A 19037-nucleotide genomic window follows, 5' to 3' on the forward strand; every position below is an offset into this window, starting at 1 on the left:
GCTTGACTACAGCGCCGTCGCCACCGCCAACTGCCCCCGCACCGCCACCGCATCCGCCGCCGGCGGCCTCCCGTACGCCTCCCGGTAGTCCCGCGAAAAGTGCGACGCACTCCGGAACCCCACCGCAGCCGCAGCCTGCGCCGCAGTGTCCCCGTGTACGACCATCCGCCGCCGGGCCTCCCCCAGCCGCGTCCGCTTGAGGTACTGCGCCGGCGTCATCCCCGTCGCCTCCTTGAAACGGGCGAACAACGTGGACTCGCTCACCCGCAGTTCCCGTGCGAGCCGTTCCATCGACCACCCCTCGGCCATCCGGTCGGTGAGCAGCGCCGTGGCTCCGGCGACCACCGAAGGCCCGGTCCCGTCGAGCGCCGCCTTGATTCGAGGTGCCTGTTCCGTTTGCAGCAACCGCAGCACGATTTCCCGCGACACGAGCGGGAAGAGCACGGGGATGTCCTCCGGCGCGTCGAGCAACCCGACCAGCCGGGCGAACGCGTCCGCGAGCGGCGCCGTCCAGCTGCCCAGCCGAGGTAACGACGACACCGCACCGGACGGCCGAGAACCAGGAGCAACCGCTACACCAGCCGGCACCGTCATCGACGCCACGACCTCCCCGACCACCGCCGGGTCGAGCCGCCACACCACGGCGACGAAGCCGTCCTCCCCCGCTGCGTCCACGACCCCGGCGACGACCGGCAGGTCCACCGGCGTGATGATGAACCGCTCCCGCCCCCACACCTGGTCGTCGTCCCCGACGATCGAGCGCTTCCTCCCGCGCAGCACGACCGACATCGACGGCTCGTACCGCCGGTCGAACAACCCGGTCGACTCGTGCACCCTCGACACGGTCAGCCCGAGCGTCTCCGCGTGGTGCGCCGATCCGACACGAGCGACGGCGTCCTGCCGGTCCCGCCCGAGGACCGCTGCATGCGCGGACGCTGTCGCCGCCGCACGGTCGAGGTGCTGCGCGATCCGCTCGTCCACACCGCCACGCTACCCATGCGCCAGCAACCCCGACAGCGCTCGGCCATCCCGCTGCGGGATCCGGCAAGCTCCTCGCGGATCCGGGCAAGCCGCAGCGACCGGGAGCGCCGGACCATCGACCCATGACCACCACACCCACCGCCCAGACCGAACCCCGAACCGCCCTCGTCACCGGCGCCTCGAGCGGCATCGGCGAGGCCATCGCACGCGAGCTCGCCGCCGCCGGCTGCACCGTCGCCGTGCACGGCCGCGACGAGCAGCGCACCCGCGCCGTCGCCGAGGACATCGAACGCCAGGGCGGCCGCGCCGTCGCCCTCACCGCCGACCTGTCGCAGGGCCCCGACGTCGTCCGCGCACTCGCCATCGAGGCCCGCACTCAGCTCGGCGGCCACGTCGACGTCCTCGTGAACAACGCCGGCGTCTACCCGGGAGGCCCGACCGAATCCCTCGACGACGACACCGTCGACGCCCTGCTCGCCACGAACATCCGCGCGCCCCACGTCCTCGTCGCCACCCTCGCCCCCGGCATGGCCGAGCGCGGCAGCGGCCACATCGTCAACATCGGCTCGTGGATGGCCCGCGTCGGCGTCCCCTTCATGGCGCTCTACCCCGCCACGAAGGCCGCCGTCGAGCAGCTCACCCGCGCCTGGGCCGCCGAGTACGGGCACCGCGGCATCCGCGTCGTCACCGTCGCGCCGGGAGCGACGGCCACCCCGGGCAACGCCGACTCCGCCGACGTCCTCACCGCGATGACGAAGGGCACCCCCGCGGGCACCCCGGTGCAGCCGGTCGACATCGCCCGCACGGTCCGCTGGGTCGTCTCCGACCAGGCCGCGTTCGTCACCGGCGGCACCATCGACGTCGACGGCGGCATCGCCTCCACGCGGCTCAGCTGACGCGGACGGGACTGACCGGGACGGGACTGACCGGCGCCGACGCGCGGACGGTACGGAACCACACGACGGACGGGAGGCGCGGTGCCAACTGGCACCGCGCCTCCCGTCCGCCATCGCTCAGTCGAGGCGGACGAACCGCGGCCCCTCGTACCCGTCCCGCGACACGTGCGCGGTGAAGTCCGCGAGCGACCGCACCCAGTGCCCCCGCTCCCCGTACAGCGCCTGGTAGACGACGACCGGCTCCTCGGTCTCGACGTCCTTCGCCACGAGGACCACCTCGTACTCCCCGCCCTTGAAGTGCCGGTACCGCCCAGGGGTCACGTCGCTGCTCACCCGCACGATCGTATGGCTCCTCCCCGTCGCCACCAGCCATCGAGAGGTGACCACCCGTCGGACGGGAGGCACGCAGCAGCCCGCCACCGCGCCTCCCGTCCGCCACCCGGTCGCGTTCCACCCGGCGGACCAGCACCGCGGGTCCTGCTTGACTGGAGGCACCAGGGGGAACGACGGCGGCGCAGCGCGCCGACGCGCGACAGCTCGACAGCACGAGGGGGAACGACATGACCACGCTCAGCACACGGGAGCGGGACCGTCGCGGCGGGCGCATAGTGCTCGCCGTGATCGCGCTCGTCGCAGCGGCGGTCTCGGCCTGGTTGCACTTCCACACCGGTACGATCCGCCCGTCGGCGTTCTGGGTGCCGACGCTCGTCGGCCTGGCCTACGGCACCGTGGTGTGGCCGATCGGGATGCGGCGCGGCTCCGGGTGGTGGCCGAACCTCGTGTGGGTCGGGTTCCTCGGCGTCTTCTTCCTCCTGATCGCGACGAAGACCTTCTCCGCCCCCGCCTGGTTCCTGGCCGTCATCGTCGGCGCGCTGCTCGCCGAGGCGGTCTTCCCCGCGAAGCGCGCTTCGACGTCCTCGGTCGCGAAGCTGCCCCTCGACCAGGTCCGCCCCTGGTCGGGATCCGGCGTCACCGCGGCGGTCACGGAGCGCCCGTTCGGACGACCGAACGCGAAGCCCGCCGTCCTCGTGACCACGCAGGACGGCCGAACGGTGTTCCTCGTGATGGACCTCGCGGCGTTCTTCGACGGCGAGAAGGGCATCGCGGAGTCCACGAACGGGGAACAGCTGACGTTCCTCACGCGCAAGGGCATTGCATCGAAGTCGTCAGTGCTCGACGATGCGACACCGGGGCTGGCGGACGGCACGCTGTTCCTCTTCACCGGCCAGCAGGACGCTCGGCCGTCCGCGGTCTTCAGCGACGAGGACGCCGTCGCCTTCGAGCAGTGGGTCCGGACGATCCCCGAGGACTGAGCGGTCGAGCCGAGGACCCGTTCGGTACGGTGGCCCGCGGAGGGGGAACGATGAGCGACAGCATCAACACGTGGGGTGGCACCGAGGCGAAGGCGGACGGCGAGCCGCTGTTCGTCGTCCAGCGGCCGAGGTTCCCGCAGCAGATCTTCATCGTGCTCGGCGGGGTCGTGGCCGCCTTCGGGCTGCTCGCAACTGTCATCGAGCAGTTGGTCGTCCCGGGTGCGGACAGCACCGCGTTCGTGCTCATCGGCCTGATGGGCGCCGTGTTCCTGTTGATCGGTCGCGCGCTGGCAGCCGGACGTGTGACCGTGTTCGACCGGCACTACCTCGTGAAGTCCGGCTTCGGGAAGGCCCGTCGTCGCGAGGTCGACGACATCCACGTGCTCCGGTACAGCACGCAGTCGGCTGGCGGTGGTCCGACCTTCGTCGGCCTGAACGCTTGGAACGACCGCAAGAAGAAACAGTTCCTGGTCTTCACGAACTTCCGCGGGTACGACGAGTTCACTGCGTGGTTGGCGGAGCGGCGGCCCGAGCAGTGGGCGGAGTGCGAGCGGCTCGGACTCCCCGAGTAGGCAACGGACCGGCTCCTCCTGCCCAGTCCGAGGCGCAGCACTCCGCAGACAGGTGCGTGGCCCTCACGGAAGCCGCACCCGTCACATCGGGTCACGGTGTCGCGCGCGCCGCTGGTCAGGCGTACCGTCGCCGCATGACCGTCGGAGCAGCGATCGCCGTCCTCGTGGGGGTGCTCGCCCTCGCGACCGTCCTCGGCCTGGTGCTCCGACGCCGGACGGGTCGTGCCCGCAGCACGGCCGCACTCGCCGCCGACGACCTTGCTGCGGATGCGGACTACGGCACCGCGGCGACGCTGGTGCAGTTCTCCACGCCCACCTGCGCACGCTGTCCCGCCACCAGGCGCCAACTCGACGTCCTCGCTGACCGGCACACGGGTGTCCGTCGCATCGAACTCGACCTCGCCGAACGCCCCGAGCTCGCCGAGCGCTTCGACGTCATGCAGACACCGACGGTCCTGCTCCTCGACGCGCAGCGGACCGTCCGGACGCGCTTCGGTGGGCCGCGCCGCCCCGCGGAACTCGCTGCTGCCCTCGACTCCGTCCTGACCGCCGACTCCCCGGAGACACGATGACCACCACGAACGACACCGCGCGCGGGATCGACCCCCGCTCCCCCCGCTTCGGCGCCGCGATCACGACGGTGCTCCTCGCGGCGACGATCGTCCTCACCCTCGTCCCCGCAACGTGGCCCGTCGGCATCGTCCTGCTCGCCGTGATCGTCGTGCTCTTCGCCATCGGTGGCATCGCCGGGATCCGTCGTCACCCGTACGGTGTGCTCTTCCGCCGCTTCGTCCGCCCGCGGCTCGGTCCGCCCGCCGAACTCGAGGCGCCGGAGCCCCCGACCTTCGCGCAGCGGGTCGGCCTGGTCATCACGGCACTCGCCCTCGTGCTGGCGCTGGTCGGCGTCCCCTACGCGGCGCCGATCGGCGCCGCCATCGCGCTCGTCGCCGCGTTCCTCAACGCCGTCTTCGACGTCTGCATCGGGTGCCTGATGTACGTGTGGCTCGTCCGGGCGGGCGTGTTCCGCGCGCGGAGGACCACCGCCTGACGACCGCGGACAGAGGCTCGACGCAGCTGGGCCACGTCCGGCTCACGCCGGCGATGCTGTGCGGCCGGTCGGGGACTCTCGCTGACCAGGCCCGGAGCCCCGACTCCGCGCCTCCCCCGACCACACTCCACCCGCGTCAGAGGCTGATCTCGGCGCCGGCCCACTCCTGCAGCCCAGGGTCGTGCGTCGCCACCACGATCGCGCTCCCCGCACTCCGGAGCCGCTCGAGTCCGTCCCGCACCAGCGCAGCACTCATCTCGTCGAGCGATGCCGTGGGCTCGTCCGCGAGCACCAGCACCGGTCGCTGCACGAGCACCCGAGCCACCGCGACGCGCTGCTGCTCACCACCGCTGAGGAAACCCGCCCGGACCTGGAGCCGACCCCCGAGTCCCGCCGCGTTCGCAGCGTCATGGATCCGCTCGTCGCGTTCACGCCGAGGGACGCCGCTCGGCCGGACGACGCCCAGGTTCTGCTCGATGGTCCACTGTGGGACGACGGCGTGGTCCTGCACGACGAACCCCACACGGTCGCGCCGCATCAGTCGCCGCGTTCGACGAGCACTCCGGTGCACGTCCTCGCCCAGCAACCGGACATTCCCTCGAGCCGGGGGCTGCAACCCGCCGAGACAGCGGAGCAGCGTGCTCTTCCCCTGCCCCGACGGTCCGGTGACCGCGACGGCGTCGCCCGCGCGGACGGACAACGACAGGTCGTTCCACAGCGTCCGGGACCCGACGTCGAAGCCCGCTCCGTCGACCTCGAGCACCGGCGCTCCGCTCACCACGTCTTCCTCCAGGTTCCTGCACCGGGGTCCGAAACCACGACGAGCACGGCCCCGAGCAGCACGAGTGCCCCGACTCCGCTGACCGTGCCTGCCGCGAGGACCACGTCGGCCGGGACACCGAGCAACACTCCCGTCCCGGCAGCGGTCGCTGCGGCGGTGCAGCTCGCGCCAACGAGGAACCACCGGTGCCGGACCATCGGGTGTCTCCCGACCAGGAACTGCACCCGCCCGGGTCGAGCGGTACGGACACGGTGTTCGCCCACGAGTGACGTCGCCGCGAGCAGGAGTGCCACCAGTGCAGCACCCACGGCCATCAGGAGCGTGTGGCGCTCGGTCCTGAGCTCTCCGAGCTGCCGTTCCACTCGGGCCCCGACGCGATCGACCTGCAGGACGACGTCCGTGAGCCCCGCCGCCCGCAGCTGGTGTTCGAGCCCCGCACGGTCCGCGAACCGCACCTCCCCGTTCGCGGCACCTGTCCCGACCTGGTTCGGTGCGAGGTCGGTCGGATCGGGCACGACGAGCACGGGGATGTCCGGCCACGTCGGTAGCAGCGGTTCGATCCCGTTCGTCCAGAGGATCGTGGACTCGGTGACGGCCGCGGTGGAACGCACCGGTCGGATCCCGATCTCGAGCGGCCGCGGGGGCTGACGCCCCTCCACCTGCCACCCGGTTGCGATGTCCGCCGCTGCTGCGGCGCGGAGGGCATCACTCTCGGCGGCGAGCACGTCGGGGACGAGCAGGACCGGTTGCCCGTGCCGGGGAGGAGTGCGCGGGAGGAGGCCGCGCAGGGCGGCGCTGGCGTCCCCGACGAGTGTGAACCGGTCGGTGAACGACGAGTAGGCCATGCTGGCGTTCCCTCGTTCGAGCGCTGCCGTCGCGATGAGTCCCAACGCCTGGTCCTGTTCGAGGGTCGTCGACGCGGTACCGAGGACGACGTCGTCCCCGTGCGCAGCCTCGGCGACGAGTGACCGTTCCACGCCGGCGGCCGCACGGTGCCCGTCGTCGACGAGCGTCGCGTCGGTGACCGTCAGCGTGACGAGCGCGATCCCCGCCGCCGACACCAGGACCGTCGGCCAGCGCGACTCCGCAGCGCGTGGCGCCGACGCGACGCTCAACAAGGAGCAGACGACGTGGAGCAGGAGGACGACCAGGAACCCCGCGAGGACGGACACCGCGATGACGATCGCCGCGAACCGGGTCGTCGGGGCGCCAGCCCCGCACACGGCGAGCGCCACCAGAGGCCCCGCGCAGACGGCGACGACCATCGGTCCCGCCACGAGAGCGAGATCCAGCGCCTCTGCGCACACCACGCTCCCAGCAGACCAGCCCGCTCGTGAGCGGAGGTCCTGCCGACCGATCCGCCGTCTCGATTCAGCGACGAGCGCGATCGCGAGCCCGAGCAGGACCGCCACCGCGACGGGTGCAACGGTCGGCCGCGTCAGGACGACGACGAGCGTCCCGATCGGAGCGGGTGTGGTGTCGACGCTCGTGTACCCGGCTCTCCGCAGCTCGTCCGTGAAGAGTCGGACCGACCTCCTGTCGCCGTCGACCGCCATCGGGCCCGACAGGTCGAGCGTGCCGCCGTCACCGATCGGCCGAGTCCTGATGGTCGCCCCGGTACCCGGCTGTGAAGCGACTCCGCGGAACGAGTAGGCGGTCCACACACCGGGTCGGCCGCCACGGTCCGGCGCCATGAGCAAGACGCTGACGTCCGCGCGGTCTGCCGCAGCGGTGATCTCGCGGATGTGTTCAGCCTTGGTCTCGCCGACCGGTAGCTCAGTGAGCTCGAGCGTCGCCCTCCCCACGAGGAGTCCGAGTGCCTCGACCTCGCGGACGACGGACACCGCGAGCGCCGCTGAGAGCGCGAGGACGGCTGCCACCGCGAGCACGGTGGCAGCCGCGAAGTTCCTCATCCGCGTCGGGCCCAGAACGCCTGGTTCCCGGACAGCGCCTTCTGGCGGTGGGCGTACGCGACCTTCGTCGGCGGCTGCCACGCAGATCGCGTCACGACGCCGTTCGACTTCACCGACGCGCGGTGGGTCGAGTTGTCGTGCTGGTACACGGAGTGCACCTCGCCGCTCCACACGCCCCAGCTCCAGGTGCCGCCCTCCGGGTACGCCGTCCCGTTCCTGGTGCCGCCGACGTGATCCGCGAGTGCACCTCCCTCGACGACGTGCTCGGCCGACGACGGAGCCTCCGCCGCGACCGCTGCGGTTGCTCCGACAGGCCCGACGATCCCCAGGACGAGCGCGGCAGCCGCCACGATGACCGATTTCTTCCCAACGGTTGCTCCTCACTCCGACGGGGGTGTTCCCGTCGGTCGCGCCACCGTAGCAACCAGAACACCGAGCACGAAGTGTGGTACATCGAGCAGTTGTGAGGGGAACGGACGGGAGGCGCGGTGTCAGCTGGCACCGCGCCTCCCGTCCGACACAGGGTCGCGTTCGCGACCCGCAGTCACCAGGTCAGCACGAACCGCCCACGCGTCCCACCGGCGGCCAGCCGCTCGTGCGCTTCCGCAGCCCGCGATGCGGGCAGCACCTCCGCCACCCGCGGCGTGAGGACCCCGTCCTCCACGGCCCGCCGCAGCTCCTCGAGCAGGTCGAACGACGTGTACTCCGAGAACACCATGATCCGCTCGAACCGGATGCCGCGAGCGCCGTTACCCTCCCACCCCCGCACGTCCGCGAAGAACCCGCCGTCCCGCACCGCGTCGACGACCTCGTCCCGCTGCACCGCGGCGTCGGCGAGCGCATCGACGCCGTCGTGCACGATGCCCCGCACGGCTGCCGCGAACCCGTCGCCGCGGCGCACCATGTGGTCCGGCCCGAGGGAGCGCACGAGGTCCTCGTCCTTCGGCGCAGCGTCGGCGACGACCGTGATCCCCCGCTGCTTCGCGAGCTGCACGACGTAGTTCCCGAGCAGCCCGGCGGCGCCGGTGACGGCGAGCGTGTCGCCCTCGGAGAGTCCGGCGCGTCCGAGGATCTGCAGCGCGGTCAGCCCGTTCATCGGCACGGTCGCGGCCTCCTCGATCGACAGGCCCGCCGGGATCCGCGTGAAGGACCCGACCGGTGCGACGAGGTGCTCGACGTACGCGCCACCGTGCTCGGACAGCGGCAGGGCCATCGCCATGACCTGGTCGCCGACCTGCCAGTCCGTCACGTCGGGTCCGACCTCGTCGATCACCCCGGCGGCGTCCATCCCGGGCACGTACGGCGGCGAGGCCTCGGACGAGTCTCGCTGCCCCTCACGCACCCCGGTGTCGGTGGGGTTCACGGCGAACGCCTGCACCCGGATGCGGACGGTGCCCGGGCCGGCGTGCGGCTCCGGGACCTCGTGGACGGCGAGGGCTTCGGGCCCTCCGAACGTTTCGACTCCGACGACCTTCATGCCCTCCGGTCTACGCGCTCCGGACGGTGCGGACTCAGCGGACGTTGCAGGAGCGAACACCCGCGGCAGCGGCTGCTAGGACAGCACCTGGGCAACCTGGAGGACGAGCATCGGCAGGAGCGTGCAGACGCCCAGCAGCATGACGACCGCGCACACGGCCGGCACCGCATCGCTCGTCGGCCGGCCGAGCCGCTCCTGCCGCCGGACGCGCAGCAATCCCAGGGCGGGTACCCCGATGCCCATCGCCACGGCGATCACGGCGAGGAGGACCCTGCCTCCGTCGGGCCACTGGCTCGACGAGGGACCCGACGTGGACAAGATCGACGCCAGTGCCAGCGACCACCCGATCAGGAGCGAGACGATGCTGCCCGCGACCCACCCCGTGCTCGCGGGGTCCTCACCGCGCGGTCGACCCTCGCCGCTCAGCTGGCCGTCGTCCATGGCCCCGCCGTCGTCCGCCGTCACGTCTCCCCCTCAGTTCCACGTCCGCATCGCCACGACCACCGCGACCGGCAACGACACCGCGAGCACGACCCCCACGACGACCGCCAGCGTCCGCGCCACTCGGATCCCCTGCTGTCCGACCCAGATCAGCAGCAGGATCGCCGCCAGGTAGAGCGGCGGCACGAACAGCAGCGGCACGAAGCCGAGCCCGGTCCACTCGACGAGCGCACCCGCGAGCAGCTCGTACACGGTGCACCCGGCAGCCACCACGAGTGCGATCCAGACACCCACGGATGCCCGACGCCTCGGCGCACCGACAGACACGTGCTCACTCATCCTCGTCGTACCCGTCGCCCGGTCCGCCCGCCAGGCAGCTCGTCTCGAGCGACACGTCCCCCGAGACCTTCGTCACGCCCACGAACGCTTCGTGCAGCCATCCGTCGCCGTACCCACGGACGTCCCACCCGAGTGGGTCGGCGTCGCGGAGGCCGGCATCACGGAAGACCTCGCGCACGGGGGCGATGCGCTGTTCGAGCTCCGCCGCCGGCAGCTCGTCGGCCTCGCGCTCCGCCTCGGATCGCGGGTCGTCCTCCGGCACCGAGGAGGCGGACCACCGCCACCGGTACTGCGTGCCCTGGTCGAGGTTCGACAGCGGACACGCCGCGGTGTACTGCCCGATCTCCCCGGAACCGGGGTCCGCTCCCATCGCCCGTACCGCGCGCTCCCCCACCGCCGTGAGGTCCTGCTCGGCCTGCGCCTGCGTCCTGCTCGTCTCGAGCGGGGTCAGCGGCTGCGCCCGTTGCTGCTCCTCCTCGGCCCAGGCCTGCGCGATCCCGATGGTCGGGTACCCGAGCGACACGGCCGCGAGGACCACGAAGACGGCACAGGCCACCGGCCCGACCAGCGTCACCGACCGGTTCCGCCGCCGCTGCACCAGCAGCACGACCACCCCGGCCAGCGGCACCCCGGCACACACCACCGTGACGATGATGCTCCCGATCGTCTGGTTCGAGAGCGTGTGCGTCGAGTTCCCGGCGCCGTTGTACCCGGCGAGCGCGACCAGCAGCCACATCACCCACCCCGCGGGCAGCAGCAACCCGCTCGCCACGATCCACCAGATGCCGTTCCGCCGCCTCGGCGGCGACCACGCGACGTCGTCGACCATCGATCCCCCGTTCCCCACGACCACCGTACCGATCGGACGGGAGGAACGTGCCCAGCCCGCCCCGCGCCTCCCGTCCGCACGTGCCGGCCGGGAGGCGCGCGATCCGCCCGACCCGCGTCTCCCGTCCGCCTCGCGGTCGCCTCCGGAACACCGGGCGACGCTTCCGCCTACGCTCGAACGGATGTCCGCACCGCACCACCCTGCCGACCAGCCGCCGTCCCACGACGGGTTCATCCGCGTCCGCGGCGCCCGCGAGCACAACCTGCAGGACGTCGACGTGGACATCCCCCGCGACCGCATCGTCGCCTTCACGGGAGTCTCGGGCTCCGGCAAGTCGAGCCTGGCGTTCGGGACGGTGTTCGCCGAGGCGCAGCGGCGGTTCCTCGAGTCGGTCGCGCCGTACGCGCGCAGGCTCATCGCGCAGGGCAGCACCCCGCACGTCGACGAGATCACCGGCCTGCCCCCGGCCGTCGCCCTGCAGCAGCGCCGCGGAGCCCCGAGCACCCGCTCGACCGTCGGCACGCTGACGACGCTGAGCAACTCGGTGCGCATGCTGTACTCCCGCGCCGGCACCTACCCCGAAGGCGCCGAGCAGCTCTACTCCGACTCGTTCTCGCTGAACACCGTCGCCGGTGCGTGCCCGCGCTGCCACGGCCTCGGCACGGCACACGAGGTGACCGAGGCCTCGGCGGTGCACGACCCGTCGCTGTCCATCCGCGAGGGCGCGATCACCGCCTGGCTCGGCGCCTGGCAGGGCAAGAACCTGCGCGACGTGACGGCGGTGCTCGGCTACGACATCGACCGGCCGTGGCGCGAGCTCCCGCGCGAGGACCGCGACTGGCTCCTCTTCACCGAGGAGCAGCCGGTCGTCGAGGTCCACCCCAAGCGCGACCGGGTGGCGAAGCCGTACAAGGGTCGGTTCTGGAGCGCCCGGCAGTACACGTTGCACACCCTCGCCGACTCGCAGAGCGAGACCCAGCGGAACAAGGCCCTGCGCTTCGTCGAGTCCGGCCCGTGTCAGCTCTGCCACGGCTCCGGGCTGACCCGGGCAGCCCTCGCCGTGACGTTCGGCGGCCGCTCCATCGCGGAGTTCAACGCCCTGCCGCTGTCCGAGGTCGCCGCGGTCCTGCGCCCGGCAGCCGAGCTGACCGACCCGTCGCCCGCGCAGAGCCGGGTGACCTCCGGGGAGCGGTCCGAGGTCGCGAAGTCGATCGCCGCGGACCTGCTCGGCCGGGTCGAGGTGCTCGTCGGACTCGGCCTCGGGTACCTCGGGCTCGACCGCGCGACGCCGTCGCTCTCCCCCGGTGAGACGCAGCGCCTCCGGATCGCGACGCAGCTCCGGTCGGGGCTGTTCGGCGTGGTCTACGTGCTCGACGAGCCGAGCGCGGGGCTGCACCCGGCCGACGCGGAGTCGCTCGTGCAGGTCCTCGGCGACCTGCGCGCGAGCGGCAACAGCGTCTTCGTGGTCGAGCACGACATGGACATCGTCCGACGTGCGGACTGGATCGTCGACGTCGGCCCCGGTGCCGGTTCGGGAGGTGGACGCGTGCTCTACAGCGGGCCGCCCGAGGGGCTCGCCGACGTCCCCGAGAGCGTGACACGGCGCTACCTGCAGCCCCGGACCGCACCCGTCGAGCACGAGCAGCGCGAACCCGTGGCAACACTCGAGCTCCGTGACCTCACCCTGCACAACCTGCGCGGCTCGGACGGGAACGGGCTCGACGTCGACCTGCCCCTCGGGGTGATGACCGCGGTGACGGGCGTCTCCGGCTCCGGCAAGTCCTCGCTCGTCGGAGGGGTCCTGCCGTCGGTCGCGACGCAGCACCCGCTCGTGACCCGCGTCGTCGAGGTCGACCAGAAGCCGATCGGCCGCACGCCGCGGTCCAACCTCGCGACCTACACGGGGATGTTCGACGCGGTGCGCCAGGCCTTCGCCGCGACCGATGATGCCCGGGAGCGCGGCTGGACCGCCGGCAGGTTCTCCTTCAACATCGAGGGCGGCCGCTGTGAGGTCTGCCAGGGCGAGGGGTCGGTCTCCGTCGAACTCCTGTTCCTGCCGGGCAGCTGGGCGCCGTGCCCCGAGTGTCACGGCGCGCGGTACAACGCCGAGACGCTCGAGGTCCGCCGGAACGGATCGACCATCGCGGACGTCCTCGGCATGACCGTCGACGAGGCATCGGACGCCCTCGCCGAACTGCCCGCAGCGGCCCGCGCGCTGGACGCCCTGCGGAGCGTCGGCCTCGGCTACCTGCGGCTCGGGCAGCCCGCGCCCGAGCTGTCCGGCGGCGAGGCCCAGCGCATCAAGCTCGCGACCGAACTCCAACGCGCCCGGACCGGTCACACGCTCTACCTGCTCGACGAGCCGACCACGGGCCTGCACCCGGCGGACGTCGAACTCCTCACCGCGCAGCTCCAGCGGCTCACCGACGCGGGCAACACCGTCGTCGTGGTCGAGCACGTCATGTCCGTCGTCGCGCAGGCGGACCACGTCATCGACATGGGCCCGGCCGGCGGTGACGAGGGCGGTCAGGTGGTTTCCGGGACCCCGAGCGAGGTCGCGGCGTCCCCCGCGAGCCGGACCGCGCCGTACTTGCGGACCGCTCTCGGACGCTGACCGAGGCAGCCCGGCCGCACTCGGACGCCGACCGGGGCAGCCCGGTCAGCGTGACCACTGACACGAACGCCGAGGCGACCACAGGGGCGGCCGCGCGACCGAGCACACCGGTCAGCGCACCGGACGGACGGGAGGCGCGCGACCAGCCCGCCCCGCGCCTCCCGTCCGTCCGCCACCCGTCCGTCCGCCACCCGTCCGTCCGCCACCCGTCCGTCCGCCACCCGCGTCCAGGTCCACTGCCGGGAGCAATCCCGCAGGCACTCGATCTCCGACACGGCAACTGACGATCCTGGTTCGCGGAACCCGGGTCGCGCGAACCAGGATCGTCACCACGCCGACGAGATCGATCGTCCGAACCAGCCGACCGACGCGCCGGACGCGGAACGGCTCCGCCGCGGTGGGGCCAGCCGGCTCGACCGGACACGACATCCCCCGATCGGAGGATGCACCTCCGCCCGCCCCTCCGATGCGCCGGAGCCCGCCCGCCCGTCAGGCTGGATGCATGACCACCACACCGGCCGTCACGGTCGAGCACCTCACGAAGCAGTACCCCGACGGCAAGCGGGCCGTCGACGACGTCTCCTTCACGATCGAGCCCGGCGAGACGTTCGCCCTGCTCGGGCCGAACGGCGCAGGCAAGTCCACCACGGTCGAGATCCTCGAGGGGTTCCGCTCCCGCACCGGCGGCGAGGTCCGCGTCCTCGGGCACGATCCCGCGCGCGCCAGTCGCAGCCACAACGCCCGCATCGGCATCGTCCTGCAGACCAGTGCTGAGTCCCCGAACGTCACCGTCGCCGAGCAGCTGCAGCACTTCCGCCACCTGTACCCGCGGAGCCGTCCGGTGGATGAACTCCTCGCCGCCACCGGACTCGAGGCCCAGCGCAACACCCGCATCAGTCGCCTCTCTGGAGGGCAGCGCCGCCGCGTCGACGTCGCCCTCGGGATCATCGGCCGACCGGAGGTGCTGTTCCTCGACGAACCGACCACCGGCTTCGACCCCGAGGCCCGTCGGCAGTTCTGGCAGCTGATCCGGAACGTCAGCGCCGAGGGCACCACGGTCCTGCTCACCACGCACTACCTCGACGAGGCCGCGCACCTCGCGGACCGCGCTGCCGTGCTCGCCGGCGGCCGCCTGCTCGACGTCGCGCCGATCGACGCGATCGGCGGACCGGACGCACGCACACCGATCGTCCGGTGGCAGGACGACACCGGAGCACGGCACGAACGCCGCACGACCGACCCGACCGCCCTGGTCCGGAGCACCACGACCCCGATGCACGCACTCGAGGTCATCCGCCCCGCACTCGAGGACGTCTACCTCACCATGATCTCGGAGCACGCAGCATGAACCCCGCACTCGGCATCCGCCTCGGCGCCCACCGCATCACGTACGAGCTGCGGTCGTACTTCCGCGCGCCCGACTCGGTCTTCTTCACCTTCCTCTTCCCGATCGTCATGCTCGCGCTGTTCTCGGTGGCGTTCAGCAGCGCCGCCGACATCCAGGCGGGCCCGGACGTCAGCGTGGACTACGCCACCTACTACCTGCCCGGACTCGTCGCCACGGGCTTCCTGCTCTCCGGCACGCAGGCCCTCGGCGTCGACATCGCCGGCGAGCGCAGCGACGGCACGCTCAAGCGCCTGGGCGGCACCCCGCTCCCCGTCGTGAGCTACTTCGTCGGTAAGATCGGCATGGTCCTCGTGACCTCGATCGCGCAGACCGCGCTGCTCCTCGTCGTCGCGAGCGTCGTCTTCGGCGTCGACCTGCCGACCGACGGCGGTGCGTGGGCGCGGTTCGCCGGGATCATGCTCCTGGGTGTCGCGACGGCGAGCGTCCTCGGCATCGCGATCTCGGCACTCCCCCGCGAGGGCCGCCGCGCCACCGCCACGGTCGTCCCCGTCGTCCTGGTCCTGCAGTTCATCTCCGGTGTGTACCTCCCCTTCACCCAGCTGCCCGACTGGCTGCAGACCGTCGCGAGCGTGTTCCCCCTGCGTTGGATGGCATCGGGGATGCGCTCGGTCTTCCTGCCGGACGCGTTCGCGTCCGCCGAGCCGGGAGGCGCGTGGCACCTCGGGCTCGGGGCCCTCGTCCTGGCAGCATGGCTGGTCGTCGGCACCGTCGCGTGCCTCCTGACGTTCCGGTGGAACCGGCGGGACTCCTGACCGTGCCTGTGGAGAACGCTCGCAACGGCGGCACTCGATGGGATGCTGTCGGCATGGACCGGATCACCAGGCACCGCAACTGGGGACTGCACGTCGCGGTGGCAGTCGCCGTCGCGCTCGTGTCGGTGATCGCCGCGACCGACTGGTCGCCCTGGCCGTCACGCTGGCCGGCCTTCGTCGCCCTCGGGTTACTCACGCTGGCGTACGTGACGTACGGCTGGCGTGGGTACGACGAGCCGCGCGCCGCCGCAGCCTTCGTGCCGTTGCTCGTGATCGTCGCCCTCGTGCTGCCCGCGGTCGTCCCGAGCACCGCCTTCATCCAGTCCGTCCTGTTCCCCGTGGCATGGTGCCAGATCGAGCGCATCCGCACCGCCGTCTGGGTCTCGGTCGCCATCGGCATCGCGTCGGGCGTCGGCCTGCAGATCGCATCCGGCCCCGATGCCCTCGCCGGCACGATCGTCATCGAGGCGATCAGCGTCCTCGGCGCGTGCGCGCTCGGGCTCTGGATCTCCCGCATCGCCCGGCTGTCCGACGAGCGCCGCCAGCTCATCGAGCAGCTCGAGGCGACGCAGCAGTCCCTCGCTGAGGCGAACCGCGCTGCCGGGATCACGAGCGAACGCGAACGCCTGGCCCGCGAGATCCACGACACCGTCGCGCAGGATCTCGCCGGCATCGTCATGCTCACGGAGCGGGCGCGGGCCGACCTCGCTGCTGACCGTGTCGACCGGCTCGGCGAGCGCCTCGCCGTGCTCGAGGACTCCGCACGGACCGCGCTCGAGGAATCGCGGGTCCTGGTCGCGGCCGGCGCCGCCGGGGTCGCCAGCGACGGCCTCGGCGCTGCGCTGCACCGGCTCGGCGAACGCTTCACCCGCGAGACGGGCGTCCCGGTCGCGGTCGACGCCCCGGACTGCCCGCTCGACCGCGACGCGCAGGTGGTCCTGCTCCGCGTCGGACAGGAGGCCCTGGCCAACGTCCGCGCGCACGCCCGCGCGACCTCGGCCCGCGTCGCACTGCACGCTGACGGTCCGCAGGTCGTCCTCCGTGTCGAGGACGACGGCACCGGGTTCGACGCCGCGGCTCCGACCGCGGGGCGCGGCCTGCGCGGGCTCCACGACCGGCTCGCCCTGGCGGGCGGGACCTGCGCGGTGACGTCGGCACCGGGTGCCGGCACCGTGGTCGAGGCAGCCGTACCCGCCGGCACCGCGATCGAGGCAGCCGTGCCCGCCGGAGCCGAGCCGGGCCTCCAGGCCGCGCCGGCGCAGCCTCCCGTCACCGGAGCCGTACGGTGATCCGGGTCGTGGTGGCGGACGACCACCCCATCGTCCGCGCGGGCATCGTCGCCCTGCTGCAGGACACCGACGACGTCGAGGTCGTCGGTCAGGCCAGCGACGGCGAGGGCGCCGTCGCGACCGCGTTGGCCGAGCGGCCGGACATCGTGCTCATGGACCTGCGGATGCCCGGGTGCACCGGCGACGAGGCGACGGCGCGCATCCTCGCGCGCGCGCCCGACGTCCGCGTGCTCATCCTCACCACGTACGAGTCCGACGACCAGATCCTCGCCGCGATCGAGGCCGGCGCGTCCGGATACCTGCTCAAGGCCGCTCCGGAGTCCGAGATCCTCGCCGGGCTGCGGGCGACCGCTCGGGGTGAGACAGCCCTCGCTCCCTCGGCGGCCGCGGCGCTCGTCCGCCGGACCACCGCGAAGGCCCCGGTCGGACCGGCGCTGAGTCCACGTGAGCTCGAGGTGTTGCAGCTCGTCGCGCAGGGGAACTCGAACCCCGCCATCGGCCGCGCGCTCTTCGTCAGCGAGACCACCGTGAAGACGCACCTCGGGCACGTGTTCGAGAAGCTCGGCGTGAACGACCGCACCCGTGCCGTGACCCGCGCGATGGAGCTCGGCATCCTGCGCTGAGGAGCTGCAGACGCTCGCGCTCAGGCCTCGTCGCGCCGCTCGGCCGTCAGGAACCGGACCACGTCCCGTGCGAGCTCCGCCGGCGACGACGGTTGCAGCGTGAGCGTGTCGCCGTCGACCTCCCGATCGAACACCCCGATGCCCGGCACCACGATCGACAGCACGCCGTACTGACGTCGCTCGCCCTGACCGCGGACGGTGTGCCAGTCACGGACGCGCCACGCTGCCCGCATCCACCCGACGTCGCACGGGCACGGGCCGTCACGGTCGTCCAGGGCAGTGAGCGGGACCGAGACCGACTCCGCTCCGGCGACCACCCAGGCAGGGTCGACGCCGAGCCAGCCGAGCAGCTCCCGCACGAGTTGTCCGTCAGGGAGCACACCCATCGCGCTCCCCCCGTCGCCGTCCTCGACGACGAGGGCGTCACCGTCCCGGAGCCACGCACGCCATCGCCTCGTGACGACGTCGCGCGTCCGGCTCTCGACGACGAGCAGGTCGTCCGGGCCGTGCGCCGGGCGCAGCAGTGCAGACCCGGTGGCCGTCAGCGCGCCGAATCGTCACGTGAGTCCCGCCGTGCGCGCAGCGATGCCCACCTCGGATCGACGCAGCCGTCCGGGGACGATCCCGCGGTCCTCCACCTGCACGAGGTGCTCGAACAACCCGTTCGGGCCGCGCACCGTGAACGGAGCAGCCGCCCGGTCGCGCACCTTCGCTGCGGTGGGGCCGCTCGACGCGCTGACACTGAGCCCGACACCGGTGTCGCGGCCGGTCTCCGACTTCCCCGCTGTTCGCCGAGACGACGGGGACGACCACCGCGACCGCAGTACGCCGTCGACGACCTGCGTGACCGCCGGCCACTCGCGCACCCGACCGCGTGCGGTGATGCCCACCGCTGTGAGGCCGACCTCGGCGTACCGGACGTCCTGGAACGTGTCGGTACTCCCCAGGACGACGAGCCGGTCCGGAACGCCCTCCACGAGCAACGCGTCCGGGTCCTCCGCTGCCACGGCTGCGAAGTCGAGCGCAGGGTCGGCTCCCAGGGTGTCGACGGGGCACAGGGTGATGGTCGACCCGGCACGTGCGAGCTCGACCGCTCCCGAGCGTGCGACCGCCGTCCAGCCGTCCGGGACCTCGAGCACGAGACCACCGACGATCGCCAGACGATCCCACCGCACGTCCGGCCACGGCAGTCTCGGCTCCCCGTGGCTCACCGTCGTGTCCGATCGCGGTACCAGCGCGGGGTCGCCCATCGCAGCATGCCGAGCGACAGACAGAACCCCACGATGCCCGACACGACGAAAACGATCATGAGGACACCGGCCAGCGTCAGGAAGGGACCGTCGAACTGCGTCATCGCAACACCCAGGGACAGCACCGACAGCCCGAGCCACCCCAGCCCGAAGATCTGCGTCGAGGCGTTCCGTCGAATCCACGATCGCCAGAGCCCGGTGTACGCAAGCGCCCCCGCCACGGCACACACCGCCCCGACGCACATCACGATCACCAGTGCCCCCACAGACCCATTCTCTCCGCCGGCCGCCCGCGACTACAAACACGCGACGAAGGTCTCAGCACGATGATCGCCGCCGGGAACGCAGGAAACCCCTGACCGGTCACGGTCAGGGGTTTCCTGGTGTTGCTGAACGTTGAGTCCGGCGGCGTCCTACTCTCCCACAAGGTCCCCCTTGCAGTACCATCGGCGCTGAGAGGCTTAGCTTCCGGGTTCGGAATGTGACCGGGCGTTTCCCTCTCGCTATGACC

22 protein-coding genes and 1 rRNA gene are annotated in these 19037 nt (G+C 72.3%); 10 read left to right on the top strand and 13 right to left on the bottom strand.

From position 1 onward, the window contains the following. Positions 1–6: 6 nt before the first annotated feature. Positions 7–981, bottom strand: a complete 975-nt coding sequence (locus tag QUG98_RS08630) for an AraC family transcriptional regulator (protein WP_289470142.1) — start codon at positions 979–981, stop codon at positions 7–9. A gap of 122 nt (positions 982–1103) precedes the next feature. On the opposite strand from QUG98_RS08630, the gene QUG98_RS08635 reads away from it, so the two are divergent. Continuing rightward, the gene (locus QUG98_RS08635; RefSeq protein ID WP_289470143.1) at positions 1104–1877 is read left to right on the top strand and encodes an SDR family NAD(P)-dependent oxidoreductase; all 774 of its coding nucleotides are present in this window, start codon (positions 1104–1106) and stop codon (positions 1875–1877) included. A 117-nt stretch (positions 1878–1994) separates the two neighbouring features. Here QUG98_RS08635 and QUG98_RS08640 read toward each other — a convergent pair whose 3' ends face one another. Then, on the bottom strand, positions 1995–2210 hold the full coding sequence (locus QUG98_RS08640; RefSeq protein ID WP_289470144.1) for a DUF1653 domain-containing protein: 216 nt from the start codon (positions 2208–2210) through the stop codon (positions 1995–1997). Positions 2211–2437: 227 nt separating this feature from the next. Between QUG98_RS08640 and QUG98_RS08645 the strand changes: the two genes are divergently transcribed. The 4 genes from QUG98_RS08645 to QUG98_RS08660 all read left to right on the top strand — a co-directional run bounded on the left by QUG98_RS08645 (position 2438) and on the right by QUG98_RS08660 (position 4810). Continuing rightward, positions 2438–3190, top strand: coding sequence for a hypothetical protein (locus tag QUG98_RS08645; RefSeq protein WP_289470145.1), 753 nt, complete (start codon positions 2438–2440; stop codon positions 3188–3190). Between the two features lie 50 nt (positions 3191–3240). After that, positions 3241–3762, top strand: coding sequence for a hypothetical protein (locus QUG98_RS08650; RefSeq protein ID WP_289470146.1), 522 nt, complete (start codon positions 3241–3243; stop codon positions 3760–3762). A gap of 134 nt (positions 3763–3896) precedes the next feature. Next, positions 3897–4334, top strand: coding sequence for a thioredoxin family protein (locus tag QUG98_RS08655; protein ID WP_289470147.1), 438 nt, complete (start codon positions 3897–3899; stop codon positions 4332–4334). After that, entirely contained in the window at positions 4331–4810 is a 480-nt protein-coding gene (locus QUG98_RS08660) for a DUF4395 domain-containing protein (protein ID WP_289470149.1), read from the top strand. The genes QUG98_RS08655 and QUG98_RS08660 overlap by 4 nt, the downstream gene beginning before the upstream one ends. Positions 4811–4946: 136 nt before the next feature. Here QUG98_RS08660 and QUG98_RS08665 read toward each other — a convergent pair whose 3' ends face one another. From QUG98_RS08665 to QUG98_RS08695, 7 genes are all read right to left on the bottom strand, one after another. Next, a complete protein-coding gene (locus QUG98_RS08665; RefSeq protein ID WP_289470150.1) occupies positions 4947–5588 on the bottom strand; it encodes an ABC transporter ATP-binding protein in 642 nt (213 codons plus the stop codon). Further along, the gene (locus tag QUG98_RS08670; RefSeq protein ID WP_289470151.1) at positions 5585–7471 is read right to left on the bottom strand and encodes a hypothetical protein; all 1887 of its coding nucleotides are present in this window, start codon (positions 7469–7471) and stop codon (positions 5585–5587) included. Before QUG98_RS08670 ends, QUG98_RS08665 begins: the two co-directional genes overlap by 4 nt. A 29-nt stretch (positions 7472–7500) precedes the next feature. Then, on the bottom strand, positions 7501–7854 hold the full coding sequence (locus tag QUG98_RS08675; protein ID WP_289470152.1) for a lactococcin 972 family bacteriocin: 354 nt from the start codon (positions 7852–7854) through the stop codon (positions 7501–7503). A gap of 194 nt (positions 7855–8048) precedes the next feature. Next, positions 8049–8981 (bottom strand): NADP-dependent oxidoreductase, encoded by a 933-nt coding sequence (locus QUG98_RS08680; RefSeq protein ID WP_289470153.1) that lies wholly within the window; start codon positions 8979–8981, stop codon positions 8049–8051. A gap of 75 nt (positions 8982–9056) precedes the next feature. Then, on the bottom strand, positions 9057–9446 hold the full coding sequence (locus QUG98_RS08685; protein ID WP_289470154.1) for a hypothetical protein: 390 nt from the start codon (positions 9444–9446) through the stop codon (positions 9057–9059). A gap of 9 nt (positions 9447–9455) precedes the next feature. Further along, positions 9456–9716 carry a hypothetical protein gene (locus QUG98_RS08690; protein ID WP_289470155.1) on the bottom strand — a complete coding sequence of 87 codons (261 nt, stop codon included), beginning with the start codon at positions 9714–9716 and terminating at the stop codon, positions 9456–9458. A gap of 37 nt (positions 9717–9753) precedes the next feature. Then, a complete protein-coding gene (locus tag QUG98_RS08695; RefSeq protein WP_289470157.1) occupies positions 9754–10608 on the bottom strand; it encodes a hypothetical protein in 855 nt (284 codons plus the stop codon). Positions 10609–10771: 163 nt separating this feature from the next. Here QUG98_RS08695 and QUG98_RS08700 point away from each other — a divergent pair, with 163 nt between their 5' ends. The 5 genes from QUG98_RS08700 (at position 10772) to QUG98_RS08720 (ending at position 17276) form a co-directional block, all read left to right on the top strand. Further along, positions 10772–13204, top strand: a complete 2433-nt coding sequence (locus tag QUG98_RS08700) for an ATP-binding cassette domain-containing protein (RefSeq protein ID WP_289470158.1) — start codon at positions 10772–10774, stop codon at positions 13202–13204. A gap of 502 nt (positions 13205–13706) precedes the next feature. After that, complete coding sequence (locus QUG98_RS08705) at positions 13707–14552, top strand: ABC transporter ATP-binding protein (RefSeq protein ID WP_289470159.1); 846 nt, start codon at positions 13707–13709, stop codon at positions 14550–14552. Then, positions 14549–15364 carry an ABC transporter permease gene (locus QUG98_RS08710; RefSeq protein WP_289470160.1) on the top strand — a complete coding sequence of 272 codons (816 nt, stop codon included), beginning with the start codon at positions 14549–14551 and terminating at the stop codon, positions 15362–15364. Before QUG98_RS08705 ends, QUG98_RS08710 begins: the two co-directional genes overlap by 4 nt. 53 nt (positions 15365–15417) lie before the next feature. Continuing rightward, positions 15418–16653, top strand: a complete 1236-nt coding sequence (locus QUG98_RS08715; protein ID WP_289470161.1) for a sensor histidine kinase — start codon at positions 15418–15420, stop codon at positions 16651–16653. Continuing rightward, the gene (locus tag QUG98_RS08720; protein WP_289470162.1) at positions 16650–17276 is read left to right on the top strand and encodes a response regulator transcription factor; all 627 of its coding nucleotides are present in this window, start codon (positions 16650–16652) and stop codon (positions 17274–17276) included. Before QUG98_RS08715 ends, QUG98_RS08720 begins: the two co-directional genes overlap by 4 nt. Positions 17277–17296: 20 nt before the next feature. Here the strand turns inward: QUG98_RS08720 and QUG98_RS08725 are convergent, their stop codons facing one another. The 4 genes from QUG98_RS08725 to rrf form a co-directional block, all read right to left on the bottom strand. Further along, the gene (locus QUG98_RS08725) at positions 17297–17662 is read right to left on the bottom strand and encodes a hypothetical protein (RefSeq protein ID WP_289470163.1); all 366 of its coding nucleotides are present in this window, start codon (positions 17660–17662) and stop codon (positions 17297–17299) included. A 171-nt stretch (positions 17663–17833) separates the two neighbouring features. Further along, positions 17834–18487 (bottom strand): hypothetical protein, encoded by a 654-nt coding sequence (locus QUG98_RS08730; RefSeq protein WP_289470164.1) that lies wholly within the window; start codon positions 18485–18487, stop codon positions 17834–17836. Further along, a complete protein-coding gene (locus QUG98_RS08735; RefSeq protein WP_289470165.1) occupies positions 18484–18792 on the bottom strand; it encodes a hypothetical protein in 309 nt (102 codons plus the stop codon). The genes QUG98_RS08730 and QUG98_RS08735 overlap by 4 nt, the downstream gene beginning before the upstream one ends. Positions 18793–18926: 134 nt before the next feature. Next, positions 18927–19037, bottom strand: a 5S ribosomal RNA gene (gene rrf / locus QUG98_RS08740); the annotation flags it as partial.

It is taken from the genome of Curtobacterium subtropicum (genome assembly GCF_030362975.1).
Classification (GTDB): domain Bacteria; phylum Actinomycetota; class Actinomycetes; order Actinomycetales; family Microbacteriaceae; genus Curtobacterium; species Curtobacterium subtropicum.